The sequence below is a fragment of the Burkholderia stagnalis genome, assembly GCF_039848545.1.
Classification (GTDB): Bacteria; Pseudomonadota; Gammaproteobacteria; order Burkholderiales; family Burkholderiaceae; genus Burkholderia; species Burkholderia stagnalis.
Genome location: NZ_CP156686.1, coordinates 1,504,507 through 1,531,354, shown reverse-complemented (window position 1 = coordinate 1,531,354; position 26,848 = coordinate 1,504,507). Strand labels below are relative to the sequence as shown.

Annotated in this window: 24 protein-coding genes; 12 read left to right on the top strand and 12 right to left on the bottom strand. The window is 70.2% G+C overall.

Going from position 1 to position 26,848, the window contains the following annotated elements; all coding sequences use genetic code 11:
* The first annotated feature begins 34 nt into the window (after window positions 1-34).
* Complete coding sequence (locus ABFO07_RS23550) at window positions 35-1,294, top strand: right-handed parallel beta-helix repeat-containing protein (protein WP_230949483.1); 1,260 nt, start codon at window positions 35-37, stop codon at window positions 1,292-1,294.
* 27 nt (window positions 1,295-1,321) lie between these two features.
* Here ABFO07_RS23550 and ABFO07_RS23545 read toward each other — a convergent pair whose 3' ends face one another.
* Complete coding sequence (locus ABFO07_RS23545; protein ID WP_347469647.1) at window positions 1,322-2,890, bottom strand: mannose-1-phosphate guanylyltransferase/mannose-6-phosphate isomerase; 1,569 nt, start codon at window positions 2,888-2,890, stop codon at window positions 1,322-1,324.
* Window positions 2,887-3,471 carry a hypothetical protein gene (locus tag ABFO07_RS23540; RefSeq protein ID WP_059808041.1) on the bottom strand — a complete coding sequence of 195 codons (585 nt, stop codon included), beginning with the start codon at window positions 3,469-3,471 and terminating at the stop codon, window positions 2,887-2,889. Before ABFO07_RS23540 ends, ABFO07_RS23545 begins: the two co-directional genes overlap by 4 nt.
* A 274-nt stretch (window positions 3,472-3,745) precedes the next feature.
* On the opposite strand from ABFO07_RS23540, the gene ABFO07_RS23535 reads away from it, so the two are divergent.
* Both ABFO07_RS23535 and ABFO07_RS23530 read left to right on the top strand, forming a co-directional pair.
* Window positions 3,746-4,969, top strand: coding sequence for a glycosyltransferase family 4 protein (locus ABFO07_RS23535; RefSeq protein ID WP_059923108.1), 1,224 nt, complete (start codon window positions 3,746-3,748; stop codon window positions 4,967-4,969).
* A gap of 643 nt (window positions 4,970-5,612) precedes the next feature.
* Window positions 5,613-7,007 carry a sigma-54 dependent transcriptional regulator gene (locus ABFO07_RS23530; RefSeq protein WP_059808030.1) on the top strand — a complete coding sequence of 465 codons (1,395 nt, stop codon included), beginning with the start codon at window positions 5,613-5,615 and terminating at the stop codon, window positions 7,005-7,007.
* A 30-nt stretch (window positions 7,008-7,037) separates the two neighbouring features.
* Here the strand turns inward: ABFO07_RS23530 and ABFO07_RS23525 are convergent, their stop codons facing one another.
* The 6 genes from ABFO07_RS23525 to ABFO07_RS23500 form a co-directional block, all read right to left on the bottom strand.
* Window positions 7,038-9,503, bottom strand: a complete 2,466-nt coding sequence (locus ABFO07_RS23525; protein ID WP_347469646.1) for a glycoside hydrolase family 2 protein — start codon at window positions 9,501-9,503, stop codon at window positions 7,038-7,040.
* A gap of 8 nt (window positions 9,504-9,511) precedes the next feature.
* Window positions 9,512-10,570, bottom strand: coding sequence for a DUF1839 family protein (locus tag ABFO07_RS23520; RefSeq protein ID WP_059923132.1), 1,059 nt, complete (start codon window positions 10,568-10,570; stop codon window positions 9,512-9,514).
* Window positions 10,567-11,544, bottom strand: a complete 978-nt coding sequence (locus ABFO07_RS23515; protein ID WP_060013549.1) for an amino acid--[acyl-carrier-protein] ligase — start codon at window positions 11,542-11,544, stop codon at window positions 10,567-10,569. Before ABFO07_RS23515 ends, ABFO07_RS23520 begins: the two co-directional genes overlap by 4 nt.
* The gene (locus tag ABFO07_RS23510) at window positions 11,541-12,737 is read right to left on the bottom strand and encodes an acyl-CoA dehydrogenase family protein (protein ID WP_059882968.1); all 1,197 of its coding nucleotides are present in this window, start codon (window positions 12,735-12,737) and stop codon (window positions 11,541-11,543) included. Before ABFO07_RS23510 ends, ABFO07_RS23515 begins: the two co-directional genes overlap by 4 nt.
* A complete protein-coding gene (locus tag ABFO07_RS23505) occupies window positions 12,734-12,985 on the bottom strand; it encodes an acyl carrier protein (protein ID WP_059808019.1) in 252 nt (83 codons plus the stop codon). The genes ABFO07_RS23510 and ABFO07_RS23505 overlap by 4 nt, the downstream gene beginning before the upstream one ends.
* 170 nt (window positions 12,986-13,155) lie before the next feature.
* Window positions 13,156-13,938, bottom strand: coding sequence for a Crp/Fnr family transcriptional regulator (locus tag ABFO07_RS23500; protein ID WP_059808016.1), 783 nt, complete (start codon window positions 13,936-13,938; stop codon window positions 13,156-13,158).
* An 824-nt stretch (window positions 13,939-14,762) separates the two neighbouring features.
* On the opposite strand from ABFO07_RS23500, the gene ABFO07_RS23495 reads away from it, so the two are divergent.
* The 3 genes from ABFO07_RS23495 (at window position 14,763) to ABFO07_RS23485 (ending at window position 18,304) form a co-directional block, all read left to right on the top strand.
* Window positions 14,763-15,545: a Crp/Fnr family transcriptional regulator gene (locus ABFO07_RS23495; protein WP_060013547.1), complete on the top strand. Its 783-nt coding sequence runs from the start codon at window positions 14,763-14,765 to the stop codon at window positions 15,543-15,545.
* The gene (locus ABFO07_RS23490) at window positions 15,542-16,960 is read left to right on the top strand and encodes an undecaprenyl-phosphate glucose phosphotransferase (RefSeq protein ID WP_124490961.1); all 1,419 of its coding nucleotides are present in this window, start codon (window positions 15,542-15,544) and stop codon (window positions 16,958-16,960) included. Before ABFO07_RS23495 ends, ABFO07_RS23490 begins: the two co-directional genes overlap by 4 nt.
* Before the next feature lie 177 nt (window positions 16,961-17,137).
* On the top strand, window positions 17,138-18,304 hold the full coding sequence (locus tag ABFO07_RS23485; protein WP_059910763.1) for a glycosyltransferase family 4 protein: 1,167 nt from the start codon (window positions 17,138-17,140) through the stop codon (window positions 18,302-18,304).
* Between the two features lie 165 nt (window positions 18,305-18,469).
* On the opposite strand, the gene ABFO07_RS23480 is transcribed toward ABFO07_RS23485, so the two are convergent.
* A complete protein-coding gene (locus ABFO07_RS23480; protein ID WP_170304067.1) occupies window positions 18,470-18,643 on the bottom strand; it encodes a hypothetical protein in 174 nt (57 codons plus the stop codon).
* 203 nt (window positions 18,644-18,846) lie between these two features.
* Between ABFO07_RS23480 and ABFO07_RS23475 the strand changes: the two genes are divergently transcribed.
* From ABFO07_RS23475 to ABFO07_RS23455, 5 genes are all read left to right on the top strand, one after another.
* The gene (locus ABFO07_RS23475) at window positions 18,847-19,107 is read left to right on the top strand and encodes a hypothetical protein (RefSeq protein WP_059808844.1); all 261 of its coding nucleotides are present in this window, start codon (window positions 18,847-18,849) and stop codon (window positions 19,105-19,107) included.
* Window positions 19,108-19,331: 224 nt separating this feature from the next.
* Entirely contained in the window at window positions 19,332-19,664 is a 333-nt protein-coding gene (locus tag ABFO07_RS23470) for a hypothetical protein (RefSeq protein WP_059561674.1), read from the top strand.
* A 184-nt stretch (window positions 19,665-19,848) separates the two neighbouring features.
* Complete coding sequence (locus ABFO07_RS23465) at window positions 19,849-20,241, top strand: TraR/DksA family transcriptional regulator (RefSeq protein ID WP_347469645.1); 393 nt, start codon at window positions 19,849-19,851, stop codon at window positions 20,239-20,241.
* 372 nt (window positions 20,242-20,613) lie between these two features.
* Window positions 20,614-22,413 (top strand): DNA polymerase/3'-5' exonuclease PolX, encoded by a 1,800-nt coding sequence (gene polX / locus ABFO07_RS23460; protein WP_347469644.1) that lies wholly within the window; start codon window positions 20,614-20,616, stop codon window positions 22,411-22,413.
* Window positions 22,413-23,756 carry a nicotinate phosphoribosyltransferase gene (locus ABFO07_RS23455; RefSeq protein WP_347469643.1) on the top strand — a complete coding sequence of 448 codons (1,344 nt, stop codon included), beginning with the start codon at window positions 22,413-22,415 and terminating at the stop codon, window positions 23,754-23,756. Before polX ends, ABFO07_RS23455 begins: the two co-directional genes overlap by 1 nt.
* A 52-nt stretch (window positions 23,757-23,808) precedes the next feature.
* Here the strand turns inward: ABFO07_RS23455 and ald are convergent, their stop codons facing one another.
* Together ald and ABFO07_RS23445 are read right to left on the bottom strand one after the other, a co-directional pair.
* The gene (ald, locus tag ABFO07_RS23450) at window positions 23,809-24,924 is read right to left on the bottom strand and encodes an alanine dehydrogenase (RefSeq protein WP_060013542.1); all 1,116 of its coding nucleotides are present in this window, start codon (window positions 24,922-24,924) and stop codon (window positions 23,809-23,811) included.
* 83 nt (window positions 24,925-25,007) lie between these two features.
* Complete coding sequence (locus tag ABFO07_RS23445; RefSeq protein WP_347469642.1) at window positions 25,008-25,442, bottom strand: hypothetical protein; 435 nt, start codon at window positions 25,440-25,442, stop codon at window positions 25,008-25,010.
* A 254-nt stretch (window positions 25,443-25,696) separates the two neighbouring features.
* Here ABFO07_RS23445 and ABFO07_RS23440 point away from each other — a divergent pair, with 254 nt between their 5' ends.
* On the top strand, window positions 25,697-26,110 hold the full coding sequence (locus tag ABFO07_RS23440; protein ID WP_059807993.1) for a DUF3995 domain-containing protein: 414 nt from the start codon (window positions 25,697-25,699) through the stop codon (window positions 26,108-26,110).
* A 35-nt stretch (window positions 26,111-26,145) separates the two neighbouring features.
* Here the strand turns inward: ABFO07_RS23440 and ABFO07_RS23435 are convergent, their stop codons facing one another.
* On the bottom strand, window positions 26,146-26,715 hold the full coding sequence (locus tag ABFO07_RS23435) for an RNA 2'-phosphotransferase (protein ID WP_347469641.1): 570 nt from the start codon (window positions 26,713-26,715) through the stop codon (window positions 26,146-26,148).
* Window positions 26,716-26,848 lie beyond the last annotated feature (133 nt).

Below are 26,848 nucleotides of genomic sequence, written 5' to 3'. Positions count from 1 at the left end.
GTGCCCATCCCGATGCCGTGGCCGCGCCCGTGCAATGGCGCTCGCCATCGGCATGGCCGCCGCGTTGCCGTCGTGGCCGCCGGCAGCCGCGGCGGCGCCCGCCGGCCAACGCGAACACGACGCGGCCGCGCCCGATGCGATCGTGCACCCGTCCGCCGACGGCGCCGACCAGGCCGATGCGCTGCAACGCGCGCTCGACGCGCTGCAGCGCGGCCAGCGGCTCGTGCTCGCGCCGGGGCGCTACGTCGTCGGGCACGCGCTGACGGTGAAGCAGGCGAACGTCGCGATCTCGGGCTACGGCGCGACGCTGATCGCGACCGACCCGGAAGACCAGACCATCGAGCTGCGCGGCGACGGGACGACGCTCGCCGGGCTCACGCTGGTCGGCGCCGGCTCGACGCGCCTGACCACGCCCGCCTCGACGAAGGTGGACGTGACGGGGCGCGGCGTGCAGGTGCTCGACGTCGTGGTCGACGGCGGCGCGAGCGCCGGCATCTTCGTATTCGGCGGCCAGGACGTCGCGATCGTCGGCAACGAGATCCGCGCGACGCTCGCGGACGGCATCCACGTGACGCACGGCGCGCACAACGTGCTCGTGCAGGGCAACGTCGTGCGCGATACGGGCGACGACATGATCGCCGTCGTGAGCTACCGGAACGACGGCGCGCCGAGCGGCAACGTGCTGATTGCCGGCAATTCGCTCGAAGGCAACGAGTGGGGGCGGGGCGTGACGGTGGTCGGCGGCGCGGACGTGACGATCGCGGACAACATCGTGCGCGGCGTGCAGACGGGTGCGGGCATCCTCGTCGCGCAGGAGGACAGCTACCGGACCCATGACACGACCAACGTGCGCGTGACGGGCAACGCGATTTCGGACATCCAGCAGCCGGCGTCGCGGCCGGCGCGCGGGCCGCTGACCGGCCAGGCCGCGATCGACCTGAATGCCGGCTCGGGCAAGGTCACGCGCGTCGAGGTGACGGACAACCGGATCGCCCGCGCGCGCTTCGCGGGCGTTCGCATGCTGGGCAACGTGTGCGGGATTCGAATGTCGGGCAATCGGCTCGACGCGATCGGCGGTGCGCCGATCGCCGGCGAGTCGCGCGGCTGCGCGGCCGGCGAGGTGATCGTCGGGGCCGCGAACACGCTGGACGGCGCCGCGCTGCCGCCGTCGGCGGACGCAGCGTCGCAGGCCGCCGAGGCCGCGAGCGGCGGCGCCGACGCGCGCCTGATGCCGCACGTGCGCGAATGGCTCCGGCAAGCGCGGCGCCGCAGCCACGGACGGCCGATCGAATGAGCGTGGCGCCGGCGCGGCACCGTTCCGCTAACCGGCGTCGCTGACCGCCGGCGTCTCACGCGGCTGCGCTGCGGCCGCCGCCGTTGCCGTTTCCTCCGAGGCGACCGCCCGCCCGTACTGGTCGTCGAAGCGCACGATGTCGTCCTCGCCGAGATAGTCGCCCGACTGCACCTCGATGATCTCGAGCGGAATCCGCCCGGGATTCTCGAGCCGGTGCACGTCGCCTACCGCGATATACGTCGACTCGTTCTCGCTGAGCAGGAACGTGTCGCCGCCGCGCGTCACCTTCGCGGTGCCGCGCACGACGATCCAGTGTTCCGCGCGGTGATAGTGCATCTGCAGCGACAGCCGCTTGCCCGGCTCGACGACGATCCGCTTCACCTGGAAGCGCTCGCCGAGGTCGATCGAATCGTAGTGCCCCCACGGCCGCCGCACCTTGCGGTGTTCGCGCACCTGCGGTTGCCGGGCCGTCTTGAGGCGGGCGACGATGTGCTTCACGCGCTGCACGTCATGCTTGTTCGCGACCAGCACCGCGTCGGGCGTCTCGATGACGACGACGTCCCGCATCCCGACGCAGGCCACCAGCCGTCCCTCGGAGCGCACCAGGCTGTCCTGCGTATCCTCGAACAGGATCGGGCCGCGCGCGACGTTGCCGTCGCCGTCCTTCGGCATGATTTCCCAGATCGCGTCCCATGTGCCGACGTCCGACCAGCCCGCCGTGAGCGGCACCACGATGCCGTCGATGCCGAGCGCGTCGTGCGCGGCGAGGCGCTCCATCACCGCGTAGTCGATCGAATCGGACGGACACGCGTCGAACGCGGCCGCGTCGATCCTGAAGTACGGCTCGTCGGCGACGCCCGCGCGCCAGGCCGCCTCGCAGGCGGCATGAATCTGCGGCGCGAGCGTGCGAATGGCCTTCAGCCAGATCGACGCTCGGGTGACGAAGATCCCGCTGTTCCACCAGTAGTCGCCCGAATGCAGGTAGCGCTCCGCGAGCGCGGCGTCCGGCTTCTCGACGAAACGGTTGATCGCGTAGCCGCCCTGGCCGCCGTGACGGCCCGCGTGCGGCGCGCCGACCTGGATGTAGCCGTAGCCGGTTTCCGCGCGGCGCGGCAGCACGCCCAGCGTGACGATCGCGCCGTCCTGCGCATAGCGCGCGGCGCGGCCGACCGCGTCCTGGAACGCGCCGACGTCGCCGATCACGTGGTCGGCCGGCATCACGACGAGCACCGGATCGTCCGCGAGCGCGCACGCGTCCAGCGCGGCGAGCGTGAGCGCGGGCGCGGTGTTGCGGGCGGCCGGCTCGATCAGGATGCGTGCGGGCGCCGCGCGGCCGACGACCTGCGTGGCGCTCATGAAGCGATGCGATTCGCCGCACACGAGCAGCAGCCGGTCGCCGAGCGACGCGCTCGCGATTCCGTTCAGGCGTCGTGCGGTCGACGACAGCGGCGATTCGTCCGACACGAGATCGATCAGCTGTTTCGGATATTGCTCGCGGGACAGCGGCCACAGCCGCGTGCCCGAGCCGCCCGCAAGAATCACGGGCAGGATGCACGGCATGTCGGGTTGGGGAACCGGGCGCAGGATGCGGTTCATCGCTCGGCTCCGGTATCGGCCGGCAGCCGGTTGCGCGCGCGGCCGTCGTCGCGCGCGTCGCCGCCGCGCATCCGCGGCGCCTCGGCCACGCGCGACAGCAGGTGCTGGAACGCGCTGGCCGCGCGGTCGACGGGCCGCACCATGCCGATGAACGGCGCGCCGTGTTCGAGATAGGGGCCATAAGCCTTGCGAAAGCCGAAGCGCTTGTAGAACGCCTGCCGGTGCGCCGCCACGTGCGTGCGCACCGCGATGCGCGGCCATGCGACGCGGGCCGCCGAAAGCGCGCGTTCGATCAGCCGTTCGAGCGTGTCGTCGTCGCGCCGCGCTTCGCTCGTCAGCACCTTGTCGATCGTCACGTCGGGGTCGATGTCGTCGGCCGGCAGCAGGCGCGCATACGCGGCGACCTGCGCCGCGTCGCCGTCGCGCGTGAGCGCATAGACGTGCAGCGCGCTCGCGTCCTTGCCGTCGATGTCGAGATGCGTGTGCGCGTCCTCGACGACCAGCACGGCGTTGCGCGCGCGCAGGATCGCGTAGAGATCGACACCGCTCAGTTCTCCGAATTCACAACAATGCCATTCCATGGTGCTTCCTCGTCTGATGCCCGGAACATGCAATGCCGCTCGGGGCGTTCGCCGCCGGCAGGATCGCGAGGATCACGATACGGGCCCGTATCGACGCGATCTGTTCGTAAGCGCACTTACGCCCGGTTTCGTGCGGCGGCCGCCGCATCGCGCGAGAGCGGCGCAATGTGCGATAGCACACACCGGCCGGCCCGCGGCGTGCCGATAATGCGGACATTCTGGCGGCCGGCCGGTAGCGCCGCCCGCATACACGCAAGAAAACAGGGAGCGGCACTTGAAGATCGCGATCGTTCACGACTGGCTGGTGGCGCCGGGCGGCGCCGAGCACGTGCTCGCGCACATGATCGACTGCTTTCCGCAGGCGGACGTCCATAGCCTCGTCGACTTCCTCGAAGACCGCACATGCCTGCGCGGCCGCCCGGTGCGCACGTCGTTCATCCAGAAGCTGCCGTTCGCGCGCACGCGCTATCGGAGCTATCTGCCGCTGTTTCCGCTGGCGATCGAGCAGTTCGACCTGTCTGCCTACGACATCGTGCTGTCGAGCTCGTATGCGGTCGCGAAGGGCGTGCTGTGCGGGCCCGACCAGCTTCACGCGAGCTACGTGCATTCGCCGGTGCGCTATGCGTGGGACCTGCAGCATCAGTACCTGAACGAAGCCGGGCTGGCGCGCGGGCCCAAATCGGCGCTGGCGCGCGTGCTGCTGCATTACATCCGCAACTGGGACGCGCGCTCCGCGAACGGCGTCGATTGCGTGGCCGCGAATTCCCGCTTCATCGCGCGCCGCATCCGCAAGACCTACCGGCGCGACGCGACCGTGATCCATCCTCCCGTCGACGTCGACCGCCTGACGCCGCGCGCCGACAAGGAGGCGTTCTTCCTGACCGCGTCGCGGCTGGTGCCGTACAAGCGGATCGACCTGATCGTCGAAGCGTTTTCGCGCACGCCGTGGCGCCGGCTGGTCGTGATCGGCGACGGCCCGGAGAGGGCGAAGATCCGCGCGCTGGCCGGCCCGAACGTCACGCTGCTCGGCTATCAGCCGTTCGAAGTCCTGCACGATCATCTGCAGCGCGCCTGCGCGTTCGTGTTCGCGGCCGAAGAGGATTTCGGCATTGCGCCGGTCGAGGCGCAGGCCTGCGGCACGCCGGTGATCGCGTACGGCAAGGGCGGCGTGCGCGAGTCGGTGCGCGCATGGCCGTGCGCGCGGCCCACGGGGCTGTTCTATCGGGCGCAGACGGCCGACGCGCTCGTCGATGCGCTCGCTCGCTTCGACGCGTTGCCGCGCGGCACATTTGCCGCGCACGCCTGCCGCGACAATGCCGAGCGCTTCGGCGCGGAGCGCTTTCGCGCCGAGTTCACGCGCTTCGTGCTGAACGGCTATGCTGCGTTGCAGGAAGAGATGGCCGGCGCCGTCGACGCCGTGGCCGGCGGCGCGGCGCAACCGGACGATCTGCCCGCGGCGCCGGCGCGTCACGACGACGCGGCGCGGTTGCGCGTCTGAAGTTCCACGAGACGCCGATTCGGCGCCGGCGCTGCGCCGCAATGTAACCGACGGTGCGGCGGCGGCCGATGCGCGTACCCGACGAGCCGACCGGCATTATGAAAAGAACGGAACGGTTGCCTCATTTTTCTCCGTACTCCACATTGAATTGCGGGTAATCCGCGTGGCTGACTGTGCGTGAATGTAGTATTGGCCACCGATCGACGTGATCGGTCGTGGATAATCAATGCTGCATTGCTAAAGCACGCGCTTCCCGATCAGGCCGCACGTAACCGAAAGATTCGATGTTTATCGTTTGGTAACAACCGATCTGGAAACGGCGTGTAAATTTGTTAAAGAACGAAATGAGGTGGCCGCGCTGGCTTATCCGGCCGACCGTCATCCGGCTCGGGTGGCCCGCGCAGTCGTTGCACGCAGCAATGCGCGAGCGGACGGCGGCCGGCTTCGATGGCGTGTCCGTGCCGACGGCGTGCCGCATGACAGGCAGGACGGGGTGGCCCGGGGCGGATGCGTTCCGCCGGGGCCGATGACAGCGGGACCGGACGACAGCCGGCTCGTACTCCGGAACCGTGGCGCGTGCGGCCCCCATGCCGCCGGCGTAGCGCGAAGCAGGTTCACGGAGTAGAGAAAGCGATGGTTCGTCATGAATAGGCCAATAACGCGCGACAAGGGCGGCGGCGGGGGAAGGTCTGCCGGGCAGCGTCCGCTGATTTACTGGACGCAGGCGCCTTCGGTGATCCTGCGCAAGGAGCTTGCGCGGCGCGACTGGAAAGTCACGGTCGTCGCGCACGCGAGCGAACTGCTGCGCGAGCGCACCGATGAAATCACGTGCGGCATTCTCGATCTCAGCGGCGGCCACGCGGACGCGATCGGCGCGATTGCGTCGACGTGCGCGTCGATGCGCGACGTCGTCTGGGTCGCGCTGGTCGACGCGGGACAGACCGCGTCGCCGACTGTGCGCGCGCTGCTGCGCGACTACTGTTTCGACTACATCACGCTGCCGGCGTCGCATCAGCGGATCGCCGAAACGGTCGGCCACGCGTACGGGATGGAGTGCCTGTTCATGCACGACCAGGAACGTCCCGACGTGTCCGAGCACGGCATCGTCGGCACCTGCAGCGCGATGCTCCGGCTGTTCGACACGGTGCGGCGCTTCGCGGGCACGGACGCGCCGGTGTTCGTGTTCGGCGAGACCGGCACCGGCAAGGAACTGACCGCGCTCGCGATCCATCGTCACTCCGAGCGGCGCAACGGCCCGTTCGTCGCGGTCAACTGCGGCGCGATTCCGCCCGATCTGCTGCAGTCGGAGCTGTTCGGCTACGAGCGCGGCGCGTTTACCGGCGCGCACGCCCGCAAGATCGGCTACGTGGAGGCCGCGAACGGCGGCACGCTGCTGCTCGACGAAATCGGCGACCTGCCGCACGACAGCCAGGCGAGCCTGCTGCGCTTCGTGCAGGCGCGCGCGATTCACCGGCTCGGCGGCAGCGATCCGGTGCCGGTCGATGTGCGGATCGTGTCGGCGACGCACGTCGATCTGCGCGATGCGATGGAGGAGGGGCGCTTTCGCGCCGACCTGTTCCACCGGCTCTGCGTGATGCGCATCGACCAGCCGCCGCTGCGCTCGCGCGGCAAGGACATCGAACTGCTCGCGCACCACATGCTCGAGCGCTTCAGGGGCGATGCGCGCCATCGCGTGCGCGGATTCTCGACGGATGCGATCACCGCGCTCTACAAGCACGACTGGCCCGGCAACGTCCGCGAGCTGATCAATCGCGTGCGCCGTGCAGTGGTGATGACCGAAGGGCGGCTGATCACCGCGCGCGATCTCGAACTCGAATACTGTCTCGACGCGGCGTCGCCGTCCGTCGCCGACATCCGCAAGACGATCGAGCGCGAGGCGATCGAACTCGCGCTGCTGCGCACGCGCGGGCGCATCGCCGTGTCGGCGCGCGAACTCGGCGTGTCGCGCGCGACGCTCTATCGCTGGATGGAGGCGTACGGGATCGAGCGGCCGCGCCGTACCGGATCGTCGGACTGAACGGGCCGGCGGCGCATGCGTGCCGCCGCGTCACGCGGCCGGCTTCGCGCGGATGGTCGGGCCGGAATTGACGGCGCGGATCTCGACCGGCGGCGGCATGTGCGCATCGGCGTCGCGCTGCGCGGCATCGAGCGGCGCGAGCGCGACGCGCGCCGGCATGCCGGGCGCGACGTGAAACCAGTCGTCGCGCGGCACGAAGCCCGGCGCGAGGATCTGCACGTGCCGCGCGAGATGGCGGGTCGCGATGTCGACGGCCCAGGCGCCGTCCGTGCGCGACACGCAGGCTTCGAGCCCGAGGTCGCGGCGCGCGAACACGGCGGGGTGGGTGCGGGACGGAAAATGGAACGCCTGCGACAGGATCGCGCCGTCGTCGCCGCGCAAGGTCGCGACGACGGCGTCGTGCTCGCAGGGGCCGAACCGGTACGCATAGGTCCAGTCGAAGAAGCGGCCGAGCAGGTCGGCCGACCCGAGCCGGAGCGCATCGTGCGCGGCCACGCGGATCGCGCGGCCGGCCCGCGCGACCGGCGTGCGGCCGTCGCGCAGCGCGATCAGCTCGACGGCGGCCGACAGCGGCGCCGGGCGCTCGTTGATCACGTGCACGTCGAGCCCGTTCAGGCCTTCGTCGACCAGCAGGATCTGCACCGGCTGCAGCACCTGGCGCAGCGCATGCCAGACCGATTTCGGCCGGTGCGCCGCATCGACGATGCCCCATCCCGCGCCGGGCCGCACGTCCTGGAACTGCCAGACGAGGGCGCCCGCGCAGCGCGAGCCCGCGCGCCGCCATTCGGAGAAGGTGTCGCGCATCACGTCGGCAAGCACCGCGCGCGACAGCTCGACATAGCGCGCCGGGTTCTCGCGTCGCAGCCGGCCGGGCTCGACGGCGTACAGCGCATGCAGATAGTGATCGCGGACGTCGTCGAAATCCCATGACGCGCCGGGGTCGCGCGGCACGCCCTGCTTCCAGCACGGCTCATGCGTGCCGGGCCGGCCGAGTTCGTCGAGCGCCGCGTCGCACGGCAGGTTGGCGAACGCGAGGCATTCGCTGGCGAAGCGCACGTCGGCGCGGCGCGCGTCGTCGAGCGGGCGCAGGTAGGCGCCGACGCCGTAGTAATGCGACACGCGTTCGCGCGGCACAAACGGCAGGACGCCGCCGTCGGGCGTGTCGGGCAGGTATGGCACGTCGGGGCGCAGCGCCGCCGCGTGGCCCGCCAGCTGCTCGGCGGTCAGCGCCACGAACCGCTGCTTCGGCGCGAGGCCCGACATGGCGGCCTGCTGCGCGATCTCGCTGCCGCCGCACAGCACCGCGAGCGACGGGGATGCGCGCCGGCGTGTCAGGAACTGTTCGGCCTCGAGCCGGACGGCGTCGTCGAACGACGGCGCGGCCAGCGCGTAGTCGAAGTTCGCGAACATGAAGTCCTGCCAGACCAGCAGGCCGAGCCGGTCGCACCACGCATGGAACGCATCGGCCTCGTAGGTCATCGTGCCGCCGACGCGGATCATGTTGAAGCCGGCGTCGCGCGCCTGTTCGAGCAGGTGCCGGTAGGTCGCGTCGTCCGCGTGAAGCGCGAGCGGCGCGGCGCTGCTCCAGCAGGCGCCGCGCGCGAAGACCGGCACGCCGTTGACGCGCAGCCCGAAACCGAGCCCGTCGTCGCCCGGTTCCGGCTCGATCGTGCGAAAGCCGGTCGCGCCGAGCGCGCGCCGCGCGCCGTCCAGATGCAGCGCGATGTCGTACAGCGCCGGCTCGCCGTGCGTATGCGGCCACCAGCGGCGCACGCGCGGCAGCGTCACGCTCGCGCGCAGCCGGTCGGCGCCGGCGCGTTCGAGCGTTGCGTGGTGTTCGCCGCACGACAGGCGCGCGACGAGCGCGTCGGGCAATGGCGACGAGAACGCCAGCTCCGCGTCGAGCCGGCCTGTCTCGCCGTCGATGCTGGCAAACAGGTCGCAGCGGGCGATCACGGGGCCGGCGGCCGGGTCCAGCACGTCGACCGGCCGCCACGGGCCGATCGGCGGGTGGGGCGGAAACCAGCCCGGCATGTGGCCGAACAGCGAGGTCCGCACGGCGCGCAGCGCGGCCGGCTCGGCGAGCCGCGTGCGCCAGCGCGCGCGCTGCGGCGTGCGCAGGTCGCGCAGATGCGGGCCCAGCGCGCGGAAGCAGAGCGTCAGCCGGTGCGAGCCGTCGAGCGCGACGGCCACGTCATGCGAGACGAACATGCTGTCCGAGCGCAGGAGCGGCGTCTCGTCGAGCCAGGCCTCGGCGACGGTCGCGAGGCCGTGGAAGCGCAGCACGCGCGGCCCGTGTCCGCGCAGCGTGGTGCGATACCAGTAGTCGCGCTCGGCGAGCGCGCCCGCCGTGTCGAGCCGGCCCGCCTGCGCGAGCGCCTGTGCGACCGTGCCGGGCACCGGCGCCGCGATCCAGTCGCCGGCCGCGCCGAGGTCGGCCGGTGTGCGGGCGGCGCCGGCCGGCGTCGCCCGCAGCGACCACGCGATGGTGTCCATCGCGCGACTCACCGGGCGATCGGCGTCACGCGAACCGTGTCGTCGCGCACCGGCGCGGCGGCGTGACGCGGCGGCGCGATCCGGCGCGCGCAGTCGACCAGGTCGCGGTACGCCGCCTCGATCGCTTCGAGCGAGCTGTCGCCGTGCTCCTCCTTGCCGCGCGAGCATGCGCGCGCGAGCCGGAATTCGAGCACCATGGCCTCGTTCGCGATGCGCTCGCAGGCCGCGCGGAGGTCGGCGAACGGGCCGGTGCAGCCACTGGCCTGCAGCCAGCGCGCATAGTGGCCGAACAGCTCGAAGTTGGCGCCGAGCTGCCGCACCGAATTGAACGAGTACGCGTGGAAGCGCTCGAGCGGCGCGTCGGCGAGCGTGCGCGCGTCGATCCGGAGCTGGCGGCGGAACGCGGCGATCGGATTGACTGCCGGCACGCGGCGCAGTTGGCGTTGCAGCGCGTCGAGCGATGCTTCGCAGAGCGCACGTTCCGCCAGCGGTGCGAAACGCCGCTTCGCGCACTCGACGTAGGGCGGCAGCGCCATCGCCGAGCCGTGGCCGACGAGCCCGTCGTAATCGAGGCCGTCGGCCACGTAATAGCCGCTGTTGTGAAAATAGCCGAGCTGCCGGTGCCCGCGATCGATCGCGTCGATGCCGATGGTCGTCTTCGTATGCTGGGCGCGGTAGCTGATGCCGTGCGTGTCGGGCAGGAACCACGCGTCCACTTCGACGATCATCAGGTGGCCGCGCGCGACCTGCGTTTCGATATGGCGGTCGAGCGGCTCGTAGATCGAATGTTCCTGCACGACGATGCCGTAGAGCCGCTCCAGCTCGTCATGCGGAAACTTGAAGAACGTGAACTGGTCGCCCTCGAAATCGAGCGCGAGCGTGAACGGCAGCGCCGCGTACGGATTGAAACCCCACCAGCGCAGCACTTCGAGCCACATGTCGACGTAGCAGTTGGTCTGCTTCCACACCATCTCCTGCCCGTGCAGCGGATGCGCCCGGTAGTGGCGCGCGCGATGGCGCACGTCGTCGAACGACGCGTCGCCGCCGTCGTGAGAGACGAGCGTCATCGCGCGCCCCACAGCACGTCGCGCACGTCGTGCGGCCACGCGTCGAGGTCGAAGCCGTGATGGCGGAACAGCGCGAGCGTCAGCCGCTCGAGCCCGAAGCCGACGCAGCCCGTGTGCGCGACGTCGCCCGTCGCGGTGCGGATGCCCCACAGCTCGCCGAAATGATCCATGTGGTAATTGAAGCTCAGGCAGGCCGTCTGCCGGCCGTCGTGCTCGATCGGCACCAGCAGCTCGAACTTCAGGTTCTGCTCGCGCTGGCTGTGCGCGACGATCTTGCCGCCGCGCCCGAAGAACGGGTCGTTGGCCAGATCGATCGCGTTGGGCAGGCGCAGCGCGTCGATCATCCGCGCGCCGCGCTCCATCCAGGTCCGGCGGAACGCGACGATCTGCTCGGGCGTGCCGATCCGCACGAACTCGCGCATCCGGAACAACTGCATGCGGGTCGGATCGAGCGACGGCTCGTGGCGGAAGCAGTACGAGAACACGTCGATGAGCCGCCCGTCCCCGGGCAGCGCGCCCGCGCGCGCGACGACGGGGTAGACGGGATAGCACGCGGCCGGCGTCATCACGACGTAGGTCGGCTTCTGGCAGCCGCTCCAGTCCTCGCCGCGATCGAGGCACTGCAGCACGCGCTGCTGCTCGTGTTCGCCGCCGCAGAATGCATGAACGGTGCCCGCGAGCTGCGGGAAGCTTTTCATGTACTCGCTGCGCTCGAATTCGAGCCGGCTCATCGCCGGCGGGAAGCGCAGCACCTCCGCCTGCTGGTCGGCGCCGACGCGCGTGACGAGCGCATCGAGCGCCTCGACGACGCGCTCGAAGCGCTCGCTGCGGCCGAACAGGCCCTGCACGCCGGTGGAGACCAGCAGCCCGGCGTCGATCAGCGCGTCGCGCAGCGGATTGGCGCCGGCGCGGTCGAGCGGCGCGCCGGCGGGCGCGGCCGAGGCGGGGGGCAAGGAGGAAAGGCGATCGTTCACGGAAGTTTCTCCAGCGTCGCGGGACGCAGCGCGAGCAGCAGGCTCGATGTATTGGCGGCGATGCGGTCGTTGCTGATCATCAGCGGCGCCGCGTGCAGGTCACGGATGTGCCGGCCGACGCTGAACGGCGTGCCGTGCTTGTAGCCGGCCATGCCGCAAATCATCAGCGCCTGGTGCGCGACGTCGAGCGCCGTCGTCGACACGTAGGTTTTCAGCGTATTGATCTCGGCGGCCCACGCCATGCCGTCGGACCACGAGCGCGTGCACGCGAGCGCATGCAGGCGCAGCACGCGGTCGACGCGGGCCTGCATCGCCTGCATCTGCTCGAGCGCTTCGGCGATGCGCCGCGACGCGGGGGACGGCGCGCCGTCGGTCCTGCGCATCTGCGCGCGGAAGAACTGGTGCGCGCGATTGAACGCGTCCTGCGCGACGCCGATCCAGACCGACGCCCACAGGATGTGCGATACCGGCACCATCGTCTGTTCGGCGATTCGCGAGAACGGCGCGGACAGGCATTGCACGGCCGCGCCGCGCGCGTCGAGCGCGAAGCCGCTGCTGCAGGTGCCGCGCATGCCGAGCGTGTCCCAGTCGCTGCTGCGCGTCAGCGTATAGCCGTCGCGCAGCAGCGTGACGAGCACCTGATCGGACGGCGCCGCGTGCGCGTCGCGCCGCGCGGTCGCGAGAATCCCGTCCGCGTACTCGCCGTAGGAGATCGTCGGCGCGTGCTTCAGCAGCCGGAACCCGTCGCCGTCGGTCTCGAGCGCGCACTGGCTCGCGCGCAGGTTGCCGCCGACGCCGTCCTCCGACGTCGCGGACGCGAGCAGCCACTGATGCCGCGCGAGCTGCTGCAGGAACAGCTTGTGCCAGACGTCGTCGAGCGCATGATCGACGATGCATGCGACCTGGATCTGATGCATCGCGAACACCATCGCCGCCGATGCGCAGCCCTGGCCGAGGATCGCGCAGGCGGACGCGACGTCTGCCAGCGACGCGCCCGCGCCGCCGAGCCGGACGGGCACCAGCGCGCCCAGCAGGCGCCGCGCGCGCATCGCCTCGATCGCTTCGACCGGGCAGCGCGCGTCGCGGTCGACTGCGTCCGCGTGCTGCGCGGCGACCTGCGCGACGGCGCGCGCGGCCTCGTCGAGCCCGCGCGCGCCGTCGCCGGTCGCGACTTCCGGAAGCAGACCGTTCATGCCGAATGCGCGGCGCGCCGGAGCGTCGCGATGGCGTCGGCGAGCGTGTCGATACTGCGGAACAGCTGGCGGTTGAGCATCTCGTCGGGAATCTCGACGTCGAACTGCCTTTCGAGCGCGAGCATCAGCTGGATCGTGTCGAGCGACGAAAGGCCCGCGTCGTACAGGTCGTCGGCGTCGCCGATCGTATCGACGGCGGCCTCGAGGTGGGCAACCTGCTTGAGTATTTCCCTGATTTCGTGTTTCACGTGCGGCTCCGGCGTGCGTGGTGTCCTCCGCACGGGACCGACGCGGCGCGCCGCGCCGCCATCGCCCCGGCAGTCCGGCTTCAGTAGACCATTCGCCGCCGCCGCGTTCTGTTCGTCACCCTACAATCGGTTGACCGCTCCGCGCGCGCGCGGGTGCGTCACGATCCGGATCAACTGCGCGACGCGGCGGGCACGCCCGTGTCGGCCGACAGGATGCGCTTCATCTCGTCGCGCACGAGGCCGCGGCAGCCGCACGCCATGCGGTCGAGGCCCGGCAGATCCGCGAGCTCGATCGAACTCCGGTATTGCCGGATCAGGCCGAGCTTCTGGATCTCGCCCGCGGCGTCCGTGATGGTCTCGCGCCGCACGCCGAGCATCTGCGCGAGCATGCTGTGCGTGACCTGGATCTCGATGCTGCGCGAGCGGTCGTACGCGAGCAGGAACCATCTGCATAACTGATGTTTGAGCACATGATGACGGCTGCAGAACGTGATCTGCGACACCTGTGCGATCAACAGCCGCAGGCAGACGAACAGCAGGTGGCGAATCACGGCGGACGCGTCGAACGCGGCCGCGAACGCGTGCGGGTCGAGCCGATACGCGAAGCCGTCGCGGCAGGCGACGGCGCGGCACGGCATCGTGCCGCTGCCGCCGATCACCTCGTCGCAGACGATGCCTTCGCTGCCGATTTCGGCTACTTCGAGCGTCATGCCGCCGGACGACACGTACTGCAGCGACACCGCGGTCGTAACCGGCAGATAGACGGCGGGGAGCGTATCGCCGGGCTCGCAGAGCACCTGGCCCGATTTCACGTGGACGAGCTTCAGATGGCTCGCGAGCGCGACGCGGTCCTCGCGGTCGAGCGCGGCAAGGAACCGGTTCGCATCGAAGCTGGGCGACAGCTCGATCACGCCGCTGGCCGGCGCGGCGACTTCATGTGCCTGATGTATCACGACGCATCCTCGTACGGTTGAGCTCGCGTGTCGTCGCGGCGGCCATCGCAAATCGAGGCACCACGCGCGTCGCACGGCGTTATGGAGATATTCGAATGCCGATGGCGACTAAAACGCTAACACGTTGAATGTTTTTGTCATTTGCATCGCGCGTCATTTCACAAAGTTTGACGATTTAAACCGTGATCGGATTATTGAATGGGTTACACCGGGATTCGCGGAATTTGCTCGTGAATGAAATTGAATGCATGCGGATTTTTGTATGCGACCCATTGTTCAGGAATCAATCTGATGCAAAGCGTCTCCTGTCGTAATTGTCAGTGATGGATGATTTAAAGATGATCTGACAAATGACCGGAGCCGGTGCGGGTTATCAATCAAATCATGCGGATAGGTGCGATATGTGCGCCATCCTACATTGGCCGCGGCACGCGCGCCGCTTCAGTTTTGAGACAGTTTCGAACGCCAGGCGCGTTGCGGCACGGTGTGCGGCCGCCGCCGGCGTGGTCGCGGAAACAATCGTCATGCCGATGTAAGTGTTTGAAATGGCGGCGCGCGCGGCGTTCGCGACGCGCGCGATGCGCGCAACGGCAATGCTCGGTCGAATCCGTTGCAGTGTCCGGTTCCTGCCGTAGTGTCCGAAAATGCGACGCTTTTCGTTTTCCGCATGCGAATGTTCGTGCCGTATAAATCGCGCCGTGATTCAGATATTAAGGATGGGCGGGAATTGGCACGTAAATCGCTTATTGGAAAAGCGCGAAGGCGCAGGACGAAAACGAATTCCGCGCGCGATGTGGACAGCGCGGACAGACAGGGATACAGACATGCTTCATCTTCAATCGTGCCATTGGTCAAACGCGATCCTCGACGCGCTGCCGGAGGACAGCATCCGCAGGCTCGCGCCGCATCTCGAACTGGTCAGGGTCAAACCCGGCCTGCTCGACCGGGTCGGCGAGCCGGCCCGCTACATGCACTTCCCGACGACCGCGATGCTGTCGGTGCTGCACCTGATGGAGGACGGCGCGATGGTGGAGGTCGCCGTGGTCGGCCGCGAGGGGCTCATCGGCCTGTCGGCGCTGATCGGCGGCAGCGCGATCTCGAACCGCTTCGAGGTGCGCATCGGCGGGATGGCCTACCGCGTGTCGTCCTGCGTGATGCGCTCGGAATTCGAACGTTCGCCGGCGACGTACCGGCTTCTGCTCAACTATTGCCAGGCGGCGATGGTGCAGATCTCGCGCAGCGCGCTGTGCAACCGGCATCACTCGGTCAGCGAGCAGCTCATCCGCTGGCTGCTGCTGGCGCACGATCGCGTCGATGGCGACGAACTGGCCGTCACGCAGCAGACGATCGCCAACATGCTCGGCGTGCGGCGCGAAGGCGTGACGGAAGCGGCCGGGTGCCTGCAGGAGGCCGGCCTGATCCGGCAGCGCCGCGGCCGCATCACGCTGCTCGATCGCGACGGGCTCGAACGGCACGCTTGCGAATGCTACGACATGATTCGCAGCGCTTACCGCGGCCTGCTCGGTGCGCAGGAGAGTGCGAGCGTGACGCCGTTCCGCGCGCGGACGCCGGAGGCGAGCCGCGTCCGCCCGGCGCACGGGGCATGACCATGCGCGCGGCACGGAACGGCGCGCACCGGCTGCGGCGCGCGGTAGTCATGGCCGTCGACGCCGCGCTGCTGCTGGCGGGCGCGCTGGCGGCGCAGGCGTGGGCGGGGCTCGCGTGGTGCGACCTGACGGATGGGCAGCGCGGCGCCATCGCGCTGTCGTGCGTGCTGACGCTGATGCTGCTGCCGCGCGGCACGCCGCGTGCGCGCGCCGCCGGCGACGGCCGCCGGTCCGCGCTGGCGCGGCTCGTGATCGCCGTCGCATGCGCAAGCGTGCTGACGATCGCGGGCGCGACGTGGATCATGAATCGCGGCGCGACGGTGTCGCCGCGCTGGATCGTGCGCACGGTACTCGCGGGCGACGCGGGCCTGTTGCTCGGCAGGGCCGCGTTGCTGGCGATCGCGTGGCGGCGCGGCGAGCCGCGCGCGGGGCAGCGCCGCGTCGCGCTGGTCGGCGCGACCGCATACGGCCGCGCGGCACTGGACCGGATGCGGCTCGCGCCGCACAGCCCGTACGTGCCCGTTTGCGTGTTCGACGACGCCGACGCGGCGGGCGCGGAGCGCTGCATCGGCGGCGTGCCCGTGACCGGCGACTGGAACGCATTGCGCGCGCGGATCCGCGCCGGCCTGATCGACGAAGTGTGGCTGACGCTGCCGATGTCGCACGAGCGGCGCATCCAGCGTATCGTGCGCGAGCTGCGCGACGAGTTCGTCGAACTGCGGCTGCTGCCCGACGTGCGTCACGTCGCGGTCGTCGATCGTTCCGCGACCGACGTGCTCGGGATGCCGGCGATCAATCTCGCGACGACCCCGCGTTCCGCGCCGGAACTGTGGGCAAAGTTCGCGTTCGACCGCGCATTCGCGCTTGCCGTGCTCGTCCCGCTGCTGCCGGTGCTCGCGGCGCTGGCGGTGGCGGTCAAGCTGTCGTCGCCGGGGCCCGTGCTGTTCCGGCAGCGCCGCAAGGGCGTCGACGGTCGCGAGTTCTCGATCCTCAAGTTCCGGACGATGCGCGTGCACCGCCAGCAGCCGGGTGTCGTGCGGCAGGCGTCGCGCAACGACGCGCGCATCACGCCCGTCGGCGCGTTCCTGCGGCGCACGTCGCTCGACGAGCTCCCGCAGTTCTTCAACGTGCTGTTCGGGCAGATGTCGGTGGTCGGCCCGCGCCCGCACGCGATCGAACACGACGACTTCTACCGGCGGCTCGTCGACGGCTACATGTATCGCTACCGGGTGCGGCCGGGCATCACGGGCTGGGCGCAGGTCAACGGCTATCGCGGCGAAACCCGCAAGGTCGAGGCGATGGCCGCCCGCGTGAAGTTCGACCTGTTCTACATGCAGAACTGGAGCTTCTGGTTCGACATCAAGATCATCCTGCTGACGATCGTGCGCGGCTTCGTCGGCCGCAACGCGTTCTGACGCGCGACGCCGCCGCATGCGCGGCGACGCATCGAGGCCGAAGGCGGTTGTGCGAGCGAACGTACCGACGGCGCGGCGCGCGCCGCCCACACTGATGGCACAGCAAAGCGCATCCCGCTCGAGGCGGGATGTCCGGCGGCGTGCAGACACGCCGCGGCCATCGGGGCAGTCACGATCATGTCAACGTCGATTCGGGAACGGGAGGGCGCGCACGACGCGTATGCGCCGCGGGAGGTCGTCGCGTCCGCGCGCACCACGCACGGGCGCGCGCTCGCGATCAACGGCAAATTCGCGTCGCAGCGGATGACGGGCGTGCAGCGCGTCGCGTACGAACTGACCGCCGAGCTCGCGCGGATCGCCGGCGCCGCCGACGCGCCGCCGGTGGTCGTGCAGCCCGCTCACGATCCGGCCGCGCTGCCGGCGCAAGCCCGCCGGCAGGTTGCGCCGGGCTTGCGCGGCGTGCTGTGGGAGCAGTGGACGCTTCCGCGCGCGACCTGCGGCAGGACGCTGCTGAGCCTGTGCAACGTCGGCCCGCTGCTGAAGCGCGAACAGGTGCTGCTGATTCACGACGCGGCGGTCTTCGATCTGCCGGCCGGCTATTCGCTCGCGTTTCGCGTCTGGTATCGGCTCGCATTCGCGATCCTGAAGCGCCGCGCGCGGCACATCGTCACCGTGTCGCACTTCTCGCGCGCGCGCATCGCCGCGCGGCTGCGCATGCCGCCCGCGCGCGTGTCGGTCGTGCCCGGCGCGGTCGATCACATCGACCGGATCGACGCGGACCCCCGCGTGCTGTCGCGGCTGCGGCTCGAGCGCGACGGTTACGTGCTGTTCGTCGGTTCGCTGGCGCCCGGCAAGAATCTCGGCCGGGCGCTCGAAGCGATCGCCCTGTTGCGCCGCTCGCATCCCGCGATGCGTTTCGTGATCGCCGGCAGCGCGAACGCGAAGATCTTCGGCGAAGCGGCGGCCGGGCCGCGCGCCGACGATCCGCGCGTGACCTGGGCCGGCTATGTGACCGACGGCGAGCTGAAGGCGCTGTACGAAGCTGCCGGCTGTTTCGTCTTTCCGTCGCTTTACGAAGGTTTCGGGCTGCCGCCGCTCGAGGCGATGCGCAGCGGCTGCCCGGTGATCGTCTCGCACGAGGGGGCGCTGCCGGAGGTGTGCGGCGGCGCGGCACTGTTCTGCGACGCCTACGACGCGGCCGACATCGCCGCGACGATCGCGCGCGTGATGGACGACGCAGCGTTGCGCGAGCGGTTGCGCGCGCAAGGCGTCGCGCACGCGGGCCGCTTCAGCTGGCAAGCGTCCGCGCAGGCGCTGCTCGGCGTCGTGCGCGGCAGCGAATGAGGGCCTCGTCCTTGCGTCTGCGCGCCGGCGGCGCGCGGCGGCCCGTCGCAGCGGCGGCCACGCCGATACGTCGATGGCCGAAGCGCAGCGTCGAGCGCACCGCCGTGCGCCGGCAACTGCTGACGGCCTGGCCGGCACAGCCGGCGCGGGCGATGCGTGCCGCCGTCAGCCCGACGCCGCCGCGTCGGCGGCATGCGTTGCGCCGGAGGCCGCGTCCTTCGGCTGCGCATCCGGCGTGACGGTCACGCTGGACGGGGCAACGGCGTGCTGGATCGTCGGCACGACCATCGTCGGAAAGAGGGCCGCGAGCGCGACCCATACGATTACGCCGAATACCATGGCTGTCTCCCGAGTGTCGAGCGAAGCGCACGCGCACTCGTACGCACGAAACGCGCGCGTGCGGTATGCCCCCACTCTATGGCGCACGTTTGCGCAGGAGATTGATCGATCTCAAGCTTGCCTGCGTCAGATGATTGCAAGCGACCGGTCACAGCGCGCACCATGGCTGTCGGATGTCCGTCGAGTCGACACCGGAGCCGGTGATGGCATGCAACGATGAAGACGAGCGGGAGCTGCGTCATGTCGCGGCGATGATCGACGAGCTGTGCCGCGTCGACTTTCGTGAGCGCACGACGACGGCCGTGATGCGTCCCGCGTACTGGCGCGCGCGACTCGATGCGATTCGCGCGCGGCTGCATGCGGGCGGACGGGCGGCGACGCTGACCCGGACGCTGGTCGAGCGCCTCGACGAGCTGGAGCGGCGTCAATGGCGCGACGGCGCATCCCGTCACGGCAAACGTTAGCGCGCCACGACGCATCGATACGGACAGCGAAGCGCGCGCATTGGTCATATCGAATGCGGGATGCGGCGCGCATCGCGACAAGCACATCGCCGGCCAGAGCGGGGTTGTGGAAACCACTCACTGGCTCGCGGAAATCATTCACGTCACACTGCGCAGCACGGTTCGCGCCGGTTCTTTCGTGCCAGAAGGTGCGGCGCGCCATTCGTCCCGAGGAGCTCGCCACGATGCTGACCCCGCACGAATTTTCCACGCTGCTGCTGGTCGCGAACGCACCGCAGCATGTCGATTGTTTCAGCGCCGACTTCGACGCGCTCGTCGCGCAGGCGTATGTCGAACTGGTGTCCGACGCGCCCGGCGAAGCGCCGCATCCGGCCCTGACGCCGCAGGGCTGCGGCGTGCTGGCGCGCATCGGCGTCGACACGTCCCGCAATGCATCACCGCTCGCGCAGGGCGCCGACCGCGAAGTGCGGCGGCTCGCCGCGCGCAGTGCAGCACGGCAGTGCGAAACGTTTTCGCGTCGGTCCCCGGTTTTTGCGAGCGAATCCCGGTTCGTGTGAGACCGCCTGGTGTGAGGACGATCAACACACGTCCGCGCGTTGGGTTTATGCTCCGTCGAATGCGTCGGGCCGCATGCCGCGGCGGGCGCTGAACCGGACGGACGGCACGCAGCGTGGCGATGCCGCCGCGCCCGGTGTCGCGCCGGCCGTCATGGTCGGCGAAACCCGCACAAGGAGAACGACGATGGCGCTGGACGAACGGCAATTGCAGACGCTGCATCGACGGCTGGATGAGTCCGAGCAGACGTTGCGCGCGGAGATCCGTGCGAGCGAGCATCAGCGCGCATCGGAATCGTATGCGGATCTGGCCGGCGCCGCGCCGGACGAAGGTGACGAGGCGAACGCCGATCTGTTCGTCGACGTCGACCATGCGCTGATGGGCATGAAGCTCGCGGAGTTGCGCGCGGTCGGGCGTGCGTTGCAGCGGATCCGCGACGGCAGCTACGGCGACTGTGCGGACTGCGATATGCCCGTCGACTACGAACGCCTGCTTGCGCGGCCGACGGCCGAACGCTGCGCGCACTGCCAGCAACTGCACGAACGGCGCTACGGCACCCAGCCGCGTGCGTCGCTCTGACGCCGCGCATCGTTTTTCACGCATCCCTCGCACGCGTCGGCGCCACCGCCTGATCCCGCGCGCCGCACGCGCACGCCGCACGGATTGATCCTGCGCAACGCAGCGGCACGGCTGCGATCCATACTGACCGCGTCGTGCCGGGCGCCGCGCGGACGATCGTCACGCCGCTGGCCGGCGGGCGCCGCCGCCCGCGTTCCGGCACGACCTGTGCATGCCGGCGTGCCGGGGCAGGCGCGAGCACGGGCGGCGCCGTCGGCGTAGGATGGGATCGGGCGTCCGGCGCGTGTCGTTCACGTGACGCACCGCACCGGGCGGGCAGGCACTCGCGCATCGCGCGCGGCGCCATCCACGTGGAAGGGAGCCACGCCGATCATGACGATCCACAATGCCGAGTGCGCGGCGGTGTTCGCCGAGATCGCCGACATGCTCGAGATCCAGGGCGCCAACCCGTTTCGGGTGCGCGCCTATCGCAACGCCGCACGCACGATCGCCGACTACGGCCGCGACATTCCGACGATGATCGCGAACGGCGACGACCTCGGCCGCATCCCGTCGATCGGCGTCGATCTCGCATCGAAGCTGCGCGAGATCGCGGCGACCGGCACCTGCGAGCTGCAGCAAACCTTGCGCCACGCGCTGCCGGCCGCGATCGTCGGGCTGCTCGACGTGCAGGGGCTCGGCGCGAAACGCGTGAAGGCGCTGCACGACGCGCTGCACGTCGATACGCTCGAGCAACTGAAGGCCGCGGCGAAGGAAGGGCGCGTGCGCGAACTGCCGGGCTTCGGCGCGAAGACCGAAGCGCATCTGCTCGACGCGCTCGACGCGCGCCTGCAGCACGCGCAGCAGCGCTTCCTGCTGCCGTTCGCCGAGCAATGCCTCGCGCCGCTGCTCGAGTGCCTGCGCGCGGTGCCGGGCGCAGGCGACACGGTGCCGGCCGGCAGCTTCCGGCGCCGGCGCGAGACCGTCGGCGATCTCGACATTCTCGTCACCGCGCGCGATCCGGCCGCCATAACGGACGCGTTCGTCGGCTACGGCGAAGTCGCACGCGTGCTCGCGCGCGGCGCAACGCGTTCGAGCGTCGTGCTGAAGAGCGGCATCCAGGTCGACCTGCGCGTCGTCGACGCGGACGCGTTCGGCGCCGCGCTCGTCTACTTCACCGGATCGAAGGCGCACAACATCGTGCTGCGCCGCCTCGCGCAGGCGGGCGGCCTGAAGATCAACGAATACGGCGTGTTCCGCGGCGACGAGCGGATCGCGGGCGCGACCGAAGCATCGGTCTACGAATCGATCGGCCTGCACTGGATACCGCCCGAGCTGCGCGAGGATCACGGCGAGATCGACGCATCGCGCGCCGGCCGCCTGCCCGCACTGGTCGAACGCAAGCACCTGCGCGGCGATCTGCATGCGCACACCGACGCGTCGGACGGCCATGACGGGCTGCGCGCGATGGCGCAGGCGGCGCGCGCACGCGGGCTCGCGTATCTGGCGATCACCGACCCCGTGCGGCAGCCCGGCGCGGCGCGCGGGGTCGACCGCGAGCGCCTCGCACGGCAGATCGACGAGATCGACCGGCTGAACGCGTCGTTCGACGATTTCGTGCTGCTGAAGGGCGTCGAGGCTGAGATTCTCGAAGACGGCAGCCTCGGCGTACCGGACGATATGCTCGGCCGGCTCGATCTCGTCGTCGGTGCGATGTACGACGGGCTCGACTTGCCGCGCGCCGCGCAGACCGAGCGCGTGCTGCGCGCGATGGACCATCCGCACTTCACGATCCTCGCGCATCCGACCGGCCGCGTGCTCGGCGAGAACGATGGATGCGACCTCGACCTGCCACGCGTGATCGAGCATGCGCATGCGCGCGGCTGCTTCCTGGAGCTCGATGCGCAGCCGCAGCGGCTCGACCTCGCGGACATCTGGTGCCGCGAGGCCGCGCAGGCCGGCGTGCTGGTGTCGATCGGCTCGGACGCGCGCAGCGCGCACGCGCTCGACGATCTCGGGCTGGGCGTCGACCAGGCGCGCCGCGGCTGGCTGACGCGCCCGGACGTGCTGAACACGCGCACGCTCGCGCAACTGCGGCCGCTGCTCGCGCGCACGATGGGCGGTGCGGGCAGCGGTGCGGGCAGCGGGGCGGGCAGCGGGGCGGGCAGCCGCGCCCGCGCGAAGGGGGCGTGATGCCCGGCGAAGCCTCCGGCGGCGAGGTGCTGCTGACCGACCTGTGCGAGCTGACGATGCTGCAGGCGTATTTCGACGCCGCGATGAACGACGTCGCGAGCTTCGAATTCTTCGTGCGCGCGTTGCCGCCGCAGCGCAACTTCCTGATGGCGGCGGGGCTCGCGTCCGTGCTCGATTACCTGGAGCAGGTGCGTTTCACCGCCGACGATCTCGCCTGTCTCACCCGCACCGGCCGTTTCCGCGCGGAATTCCTCGCGTCGCTCGCGGGCTGGCGGTTTACGGGCACGGTGCATGCGATGCCCGAAGGCACCGTGTGCTTCGCGGACGAACCGCTGCTGCGCATCACCGCGCCGCTGCGCGAGGCGCAGCTCGTCGAGAGCCGCGTGATGAACCTGCTGCATTACGCGACGCTCGTGGCCAGCAAGGCCGCGCGCTCGGTGCTGGCGGCGCCGGGGCATTTGCTCGTCGATTTCGGCCTGCGCCGCGCGCACGGCGCGGAGGCCGGCCTGCTGTCGGCGCGCGCGAGCTACCTCGCCGGCTTCTCCGGCACGGCGACGGTGCTGGCGGGCGTGCGATACGGCATTCCGACGTTCGGCACGATGGCGCATTCGTATGTGCAGGCGCATGGCGACGAGGCGCGCGCGTTCGCGCATTTCGCGCGCTCGCAGCCCGACAACGCGGTGCTGCTGATCGATACGTACGATGTCGAGCGGGCCGCGCAGACGGTCGTCGACACGGCGCGCGCGCTCGCGCCGGAAGGCATCGCGATCAAGGGCGTGCGGGTCGACAGCGGCGAGCTCGTCGCGCATGCGCGGCGCGTGCGCGAGATCCTCGACCTTGGCGGCCTCGCGAACGTGACGATCTTCGTGAGCGGCAATCTCGACGAATACGGGCTGCGGGACATGCTGGCGCAGGACGCGCCGATCGACGGCTTCGGCATCGGCACGCGGATGAACACGTCGGCGGACGCGCCGTCGCTCGACTGCGCGTACAAGCTCGTCGAATACGCGGGCGTGCCGCGCCGCAAGCGTTCGGAAGGCAAGGCGACGTGGCCGGGCCGCAAGCAGGTGTTCCGGCGCCTGGGCGGGGACGGGCAGATCGCCGCCGACTGTATCGCGCTGGACGGCGAAACGCAGCCGGGCATCGCGCTGCTCGCGCCGGCGATGATCGACGGCGCGCGGCTGCCGCTGCCGTCGCTCGACGCAAGCCGCGCGTATGCGGCACGGCAGCTCGCGATGCTGCCCGAGCGCACGCGCGCGCTGACGATGGCGGAGCCGGTGGCCGTCGAGATTTCCGCCGCGCTGGCCGGGCTCGTCGCGCAGATGGACGAGCGGGCCGTGTGACGGGGCGGCGGGGCCGGCCGCCGTCGATCACAGGCGCCCGGCCGCTCGCGCGTCAGGCGAGCATGTCCTCGGCGGGCACGTAAGGCAGCCCGAGCGCGCGCGCGACCGCTTCGTAGGTGATGTGTCCGTCGCACACGTTCAGGCCGGCGCGCAGGTGCGCGTCGTCGCTCATCGCGCGTTTCCAGCCCTTGTCCGCCAAAGCGATCGCATGGCCGATCGTCGCGTTGTTGAGCGCGAACGTCGACGTGCGCGCGACCGCGCCGGGCATGTTCGCGACGCAATAGTGGACGACGCCGTCGACCACGTAGGTCGGGTCCGCGTGCGTCGTCGCGTGCGAGGTCTCGAAGCAGCCGCCCTGGTCGATCGCGACGTCGACCACGACTGCGCCGCCGCGCATCGCCGCGATCATGTCGCGCGTGACGAGCCGCGGCGCCGACGCGCCCGGCACGAGCACCGCGCCGATCACGACGTCGGCGTCGTGCACGGCTTCCTCGATCGTCTGCGCGTTCGAGCAGACCGTCCCGATCCGGTTGCCGAAGATCAGGTCGAGCTGCCGCAGGCGCCCGACGTTGTTGTCGAGCACCGTGACCCGCGCGCCCATGCCGACCGCTATCTGCAGCGCGCCGGTGCCGACGACGCCCGCGCCGAGCACGACCACGTGCGCGGCCGGCACGCCGGGCACGCCTGCCATCAGCAGGCCCCGCCCGCCGCGCGGGCTTTCGAGGTGCGTGGCCGCGACCTGGATCGACATGCGCCCGGCGACCTCGCTCATCGGCGCGAGCAGCGGCAGGCCGCCGCCGGGGCCGGTCACCGTTTCGTATGCGATGCATACCGCGCCGGACTTGACGAGCGCCGCCGCCTGTTCCGGATCGGGCGCGAGATGCAGGTACGTGTAGAGGATCTGGCCGCGCCGCAGCATCGCGCATTCGGCGGGCTGCGGCTCCTTGACCTTGATGATCATGTCGGCCCGCGCGAACACGTCGGCCGCGTCGTCGCTCAGTGACGCGCCGGCCGCCACGTAGGCGTCGTCGTGCAGCCCGATCGCGGCGCCCGCGTTGCGCTGCACCAGGACCTGGTGACCGTGGCGGGTCAGCTCGCGCGTGCCGGCCGGCGTGAGCCCGACGCGGTATTCATGGTTCTTGATCTCCTTCGGCACACCGATCAGCATGGGTCACCTCCACGGGCCTTCGTTATATGTGTGCTGCGGCAGCGCGCGCCGCGCGTGCATCGCGATGCGCCGCGGCCATCGCGTCACGCGGTTTTCGCGACCGGATCCACCTGCTCGTCCCGCTCCGCCGATTCGTGCAGCGTTTGCGCGGGCTGGATGCCGCCGCCGAACCACGGCACGTCCGCCGACAGCGCCGCGGTATAGCGCGTCCAGCCGCGCGGGTTGCCGGCGAACAGCTTTGCGCAGATCGGCGCGGCGAGCGCGTCGCGGTCGAGTTCCGCGTCGAGCAGCTGCTGTGGCCACAGGCAGAATGCGTGCAGCACGGCGCTCGCGAATTCGCGTACGGTCATGTGGTCGAACACGTGTTCGAGCAGCGGCAGGTCGGCCAGCATCGGCCGGGTCGCGATCAGCGCGCCGATGGTGGCGTCGTCGCGCTCGCTTTCGAGCAGGCAGCTAAGGGTGCGCATCACGCTGCCGAGATGCAGCAGCAGCGCGCGGCGTTCGAATGCTTCGTTCATGAACGGATCCTCCGGCAGGGAGGTGTGAGCGGTGCGCGTTCAAGCCTCGACTGCAGTCCTGGAATAAAAGGGTAGTAGTGCGCGGATGGAAGTCAAGCGGCGGGTGTCGCGGTGCGCAGGCCGGCGCAATGCGACCGGGCGTCTCAGTGCGGACGGCGGGCGAATTCGGTATCGTCTTGTGCGGCGCGGCGTGCCCGCCGCGTTCCGGAGCCGGGGCCGGCCTGTCCACTCAATAACAAGGAGTCGAACGAACCATGACCGCTGCCTATTTCAGCGTGCCGACGCTGGGCATGCTGGCCCTTGTCCATGTTTACTGGGCGTGCGGCGGCCGCCTGGGCAAACGCGCGGCGATTCCGGAGCTCGACGGCGAGCCGGTGCTGCGGCCATCCAGGGCCGGCACGTTCGCGGTCGCGGTGGCGCTTGCCGCCAGCGCATGCGTGGTGGCCGCACAGGCCGGCTGGCTGCCGCTCGTGCATTCGAGCGTGGTCGCTGCGGGCACCATCGTGCTCGCCCTGATCTTCGCGGTGCGGGCGGTCGGCGATTTCCGCTACGTCGGTTTCTTCAAGCGGATTCGCGGCTCGCGATTCGCGCGGCTCGACACGCTGTGCTATTCGCCGCTGTGCGCGGCGTTGTCGCTATCCATCGCATCGATGCTCTGGGCGCGTTGAGCGGGGTGCTGCGGTGCGGTGGCGGTGTCCTCGTTTCAGCCGGCGGGTGCGTCGAGCAGCGACAGGAATTCGGCGGGGACGGCATCGGTGAGCCATACGCCGTTCTCGGCCATAAAGAAGCGGAAGCCGCGCTCGTGCATGTGCCGCGCGCGGATCGCGAGCACCACCGGCTTGCCGTAGCGCTTGCCGACTGAAATCGCCGTGCTCATGTCCTGCGACAGATGCACGTGATGGCGCGTGCCGGCCTTCAGCCCCTGTGCGCGGATCGAGTCGAGAAAGCGCGTCGCGGTGCCGTGATAGAGCACGTCGGGCGGTTGCCGCTCCGGATATTGCCGCCGCACGGCGGGCGTCGAATGGCCTTGCACCGCGCGGATGCGCCGGCCGTCGTCGGAAAGGGCGAAGCGCTTCTTGTCGTTGGTGGCGACCACGGCCTCGATCGTGGCCCGGTCGAGCTGGCGCCCGTGGCGGGCGGCGCCGGCGACGAGCGCGTCGATATCGGCCCAGCCTTCCGGGTCGAGCTGCAGGCCGATCGCCTGCGGTTTATGGCGGAGCAGGTAGCTCAGGTATTTGCTGGTGTCGTCCAGCGTTTTCTTATGGGTATGCATATCGGGGCGTGAGCGTACCAGCTTTTGGTCGCAGGCACACGATTTCCCTGATCGTTGCGCGCGCCGCGCATGGATTCCTGGATTGTTGCGATTTTCGACTCAGTGAATTGCGGCAAAATGCCTCGAAATGGAA

What these genes read in the sequence shown, in the direction of transcription:
- ABFO07_RS23550 (WP_230949483.1), top strand. Translation starts at nt 35, where the DNA reads ATGGCGCTCGCCATCGGCATGGCCGCCGCGTTGCCGTCGTGGCCGCCG.
- ABFO07_RS23545 (WP_347469647.1), bottom strand. Translation starts at nt 2,890, where the DNA reads ATGAACCGCATCCTGCGCCCGGTTCCCCAACCCGACATGCCGTGCATC.
- ABFO07_RS23540 (WP_059808041.1), bottom strand. Translation starts at nt 3,471, where the DNA reads ATGGAATGGCATTGTTGTGAATTCGGAGAACTGAGCGGTGTCGATCTC.
- ABFO07_RS23530 (WP_059808030.1), top strand. Translation starts at nt 5,613, where the DNA reads ATGAATAGGCCAATAACGCGCGACAAGGGCGGCGGCGGGGGAAGGTCT.
- ABFO07_RS23525 (WP_347469646.1), bottom strand. Translation starts at nt 9,503, where the DNA reads ATGGACACCATCGCGTGGTCGCTGCGGGCGACGCCGGCCGGCGCCGCC.
- ABFO07_RS23520 (WP_059923132.1), bottom strand. Translation starts at nt 10,570, where the DNA reads ATGACGCTCGTCTCTCACGACGGCGGCGACGCGTCGTTCGACGACGTG.
- ABFO07_RS23510 (WP_059882968.1), bottom strand. Translation starts at nt 12,737, where the DNA reads ATGAACGGTCTGCTTCCGGAAGTCGCGACCGGCGACGGCGCGCGCGGG.
- ABFO07_RS23495 (WP_060013547.1), top strand. Translation starts at nt 14,763, where the DNA reads ATGCTTCATCTTCAATCGTGCCATTGGTCAAACGCGATCCTCGACGCG.
- ABFO07_RS23490 (WP_124490961.1), top strand. Translation starts at nt 15,542, where the DNA reads ATGACCATGCGCGCGGCACGGAACGGCGCGCACCGGCTGCGGCGCGCG.
- ABFO07_RS23485 (WP_059910763.1), top strand. Translation starts at nt 17,138, where the DNA reads ATGTCAACGTCGATTCGGGAACGGGAGGGCGCGCACGACGCGTATGCG.
- ABFO07_RS23480 (WP_170304067.1), bottom strand. Translation starts at nt 18,643, where the DNA reads ATGGTATTCGGCGTAATCGTATGGGTCGCGCTCGCGGCCCTCTTTCCG.
- ABFO07_RS23475 (WP_059808844.1), top strand. Translation starts at nt 18,847, where the DNA reads ATGGCATGCAACGATGAAGACGAGCGGGAGCTGCGTCATGTCGCGGCG.
- ABFO07_RS23470 (WP_059561674.1), top strand. Translation starts at nt 19,332, where the DNA reads ATGCTGACCCCGCACGAATTTTCCACGCTGCTGCTGGTCGCGAACGCA.
- ABFO07_RS23465 (WP_347469645.1), top strand. Translation starts at nt 19,849, where the DNA reads ATGGCGCTGGACGAACGGCAATTGCAGACGCTGCATCGACGGCTGGAT.
- polX (WP_347469644.1), top strand. Translation starts at nt 20,614, where the DNA reads ATGACGATCCACAATGCCGAGTGCGCGGCGGTGTTCGCCGAGATCGCC.
- ABFO07_RS23455 (WP_347469643.1), top strand. Translation starts at nt 22,413, where the DNA reads ATGCCCGGCGAAGCCTCCGGCGGCGAGGTGCTGCTGACCGACCTGTGC.
- ald (WP_060013542.1), bottom strand. Translation starts at nt 24,924, where the DNA reads ATGCTGATCGGTGTGCCGAAGGAGATCAAGAACCATGAATACCGCGTC.
- ABFO07_RS23445 (WP_347469642.1), bottom strand. Translation starts at nt 25,442, where the DNA reads ATGAACGAAGCATTCGAACGCCGCGCGCTGCTGCTGCATCTCGGCAGC.
- ABFO07_RS23440 (WP_059807993.1), top strand. Translation starts at nt 25,697, where the DNA reads ATGACCGCTGCCTATTTCAGCGTGCCGACGCTGGGCATGCTGGCCCTT.
- ABFO07_RS23435 (WP_347469641.1), bottom strand. Translation starts at nt 26,715, where the DNA reads ATGCATACCCATAAGAAAACGCTGGACGACACCAGCAAATACCTGAGC.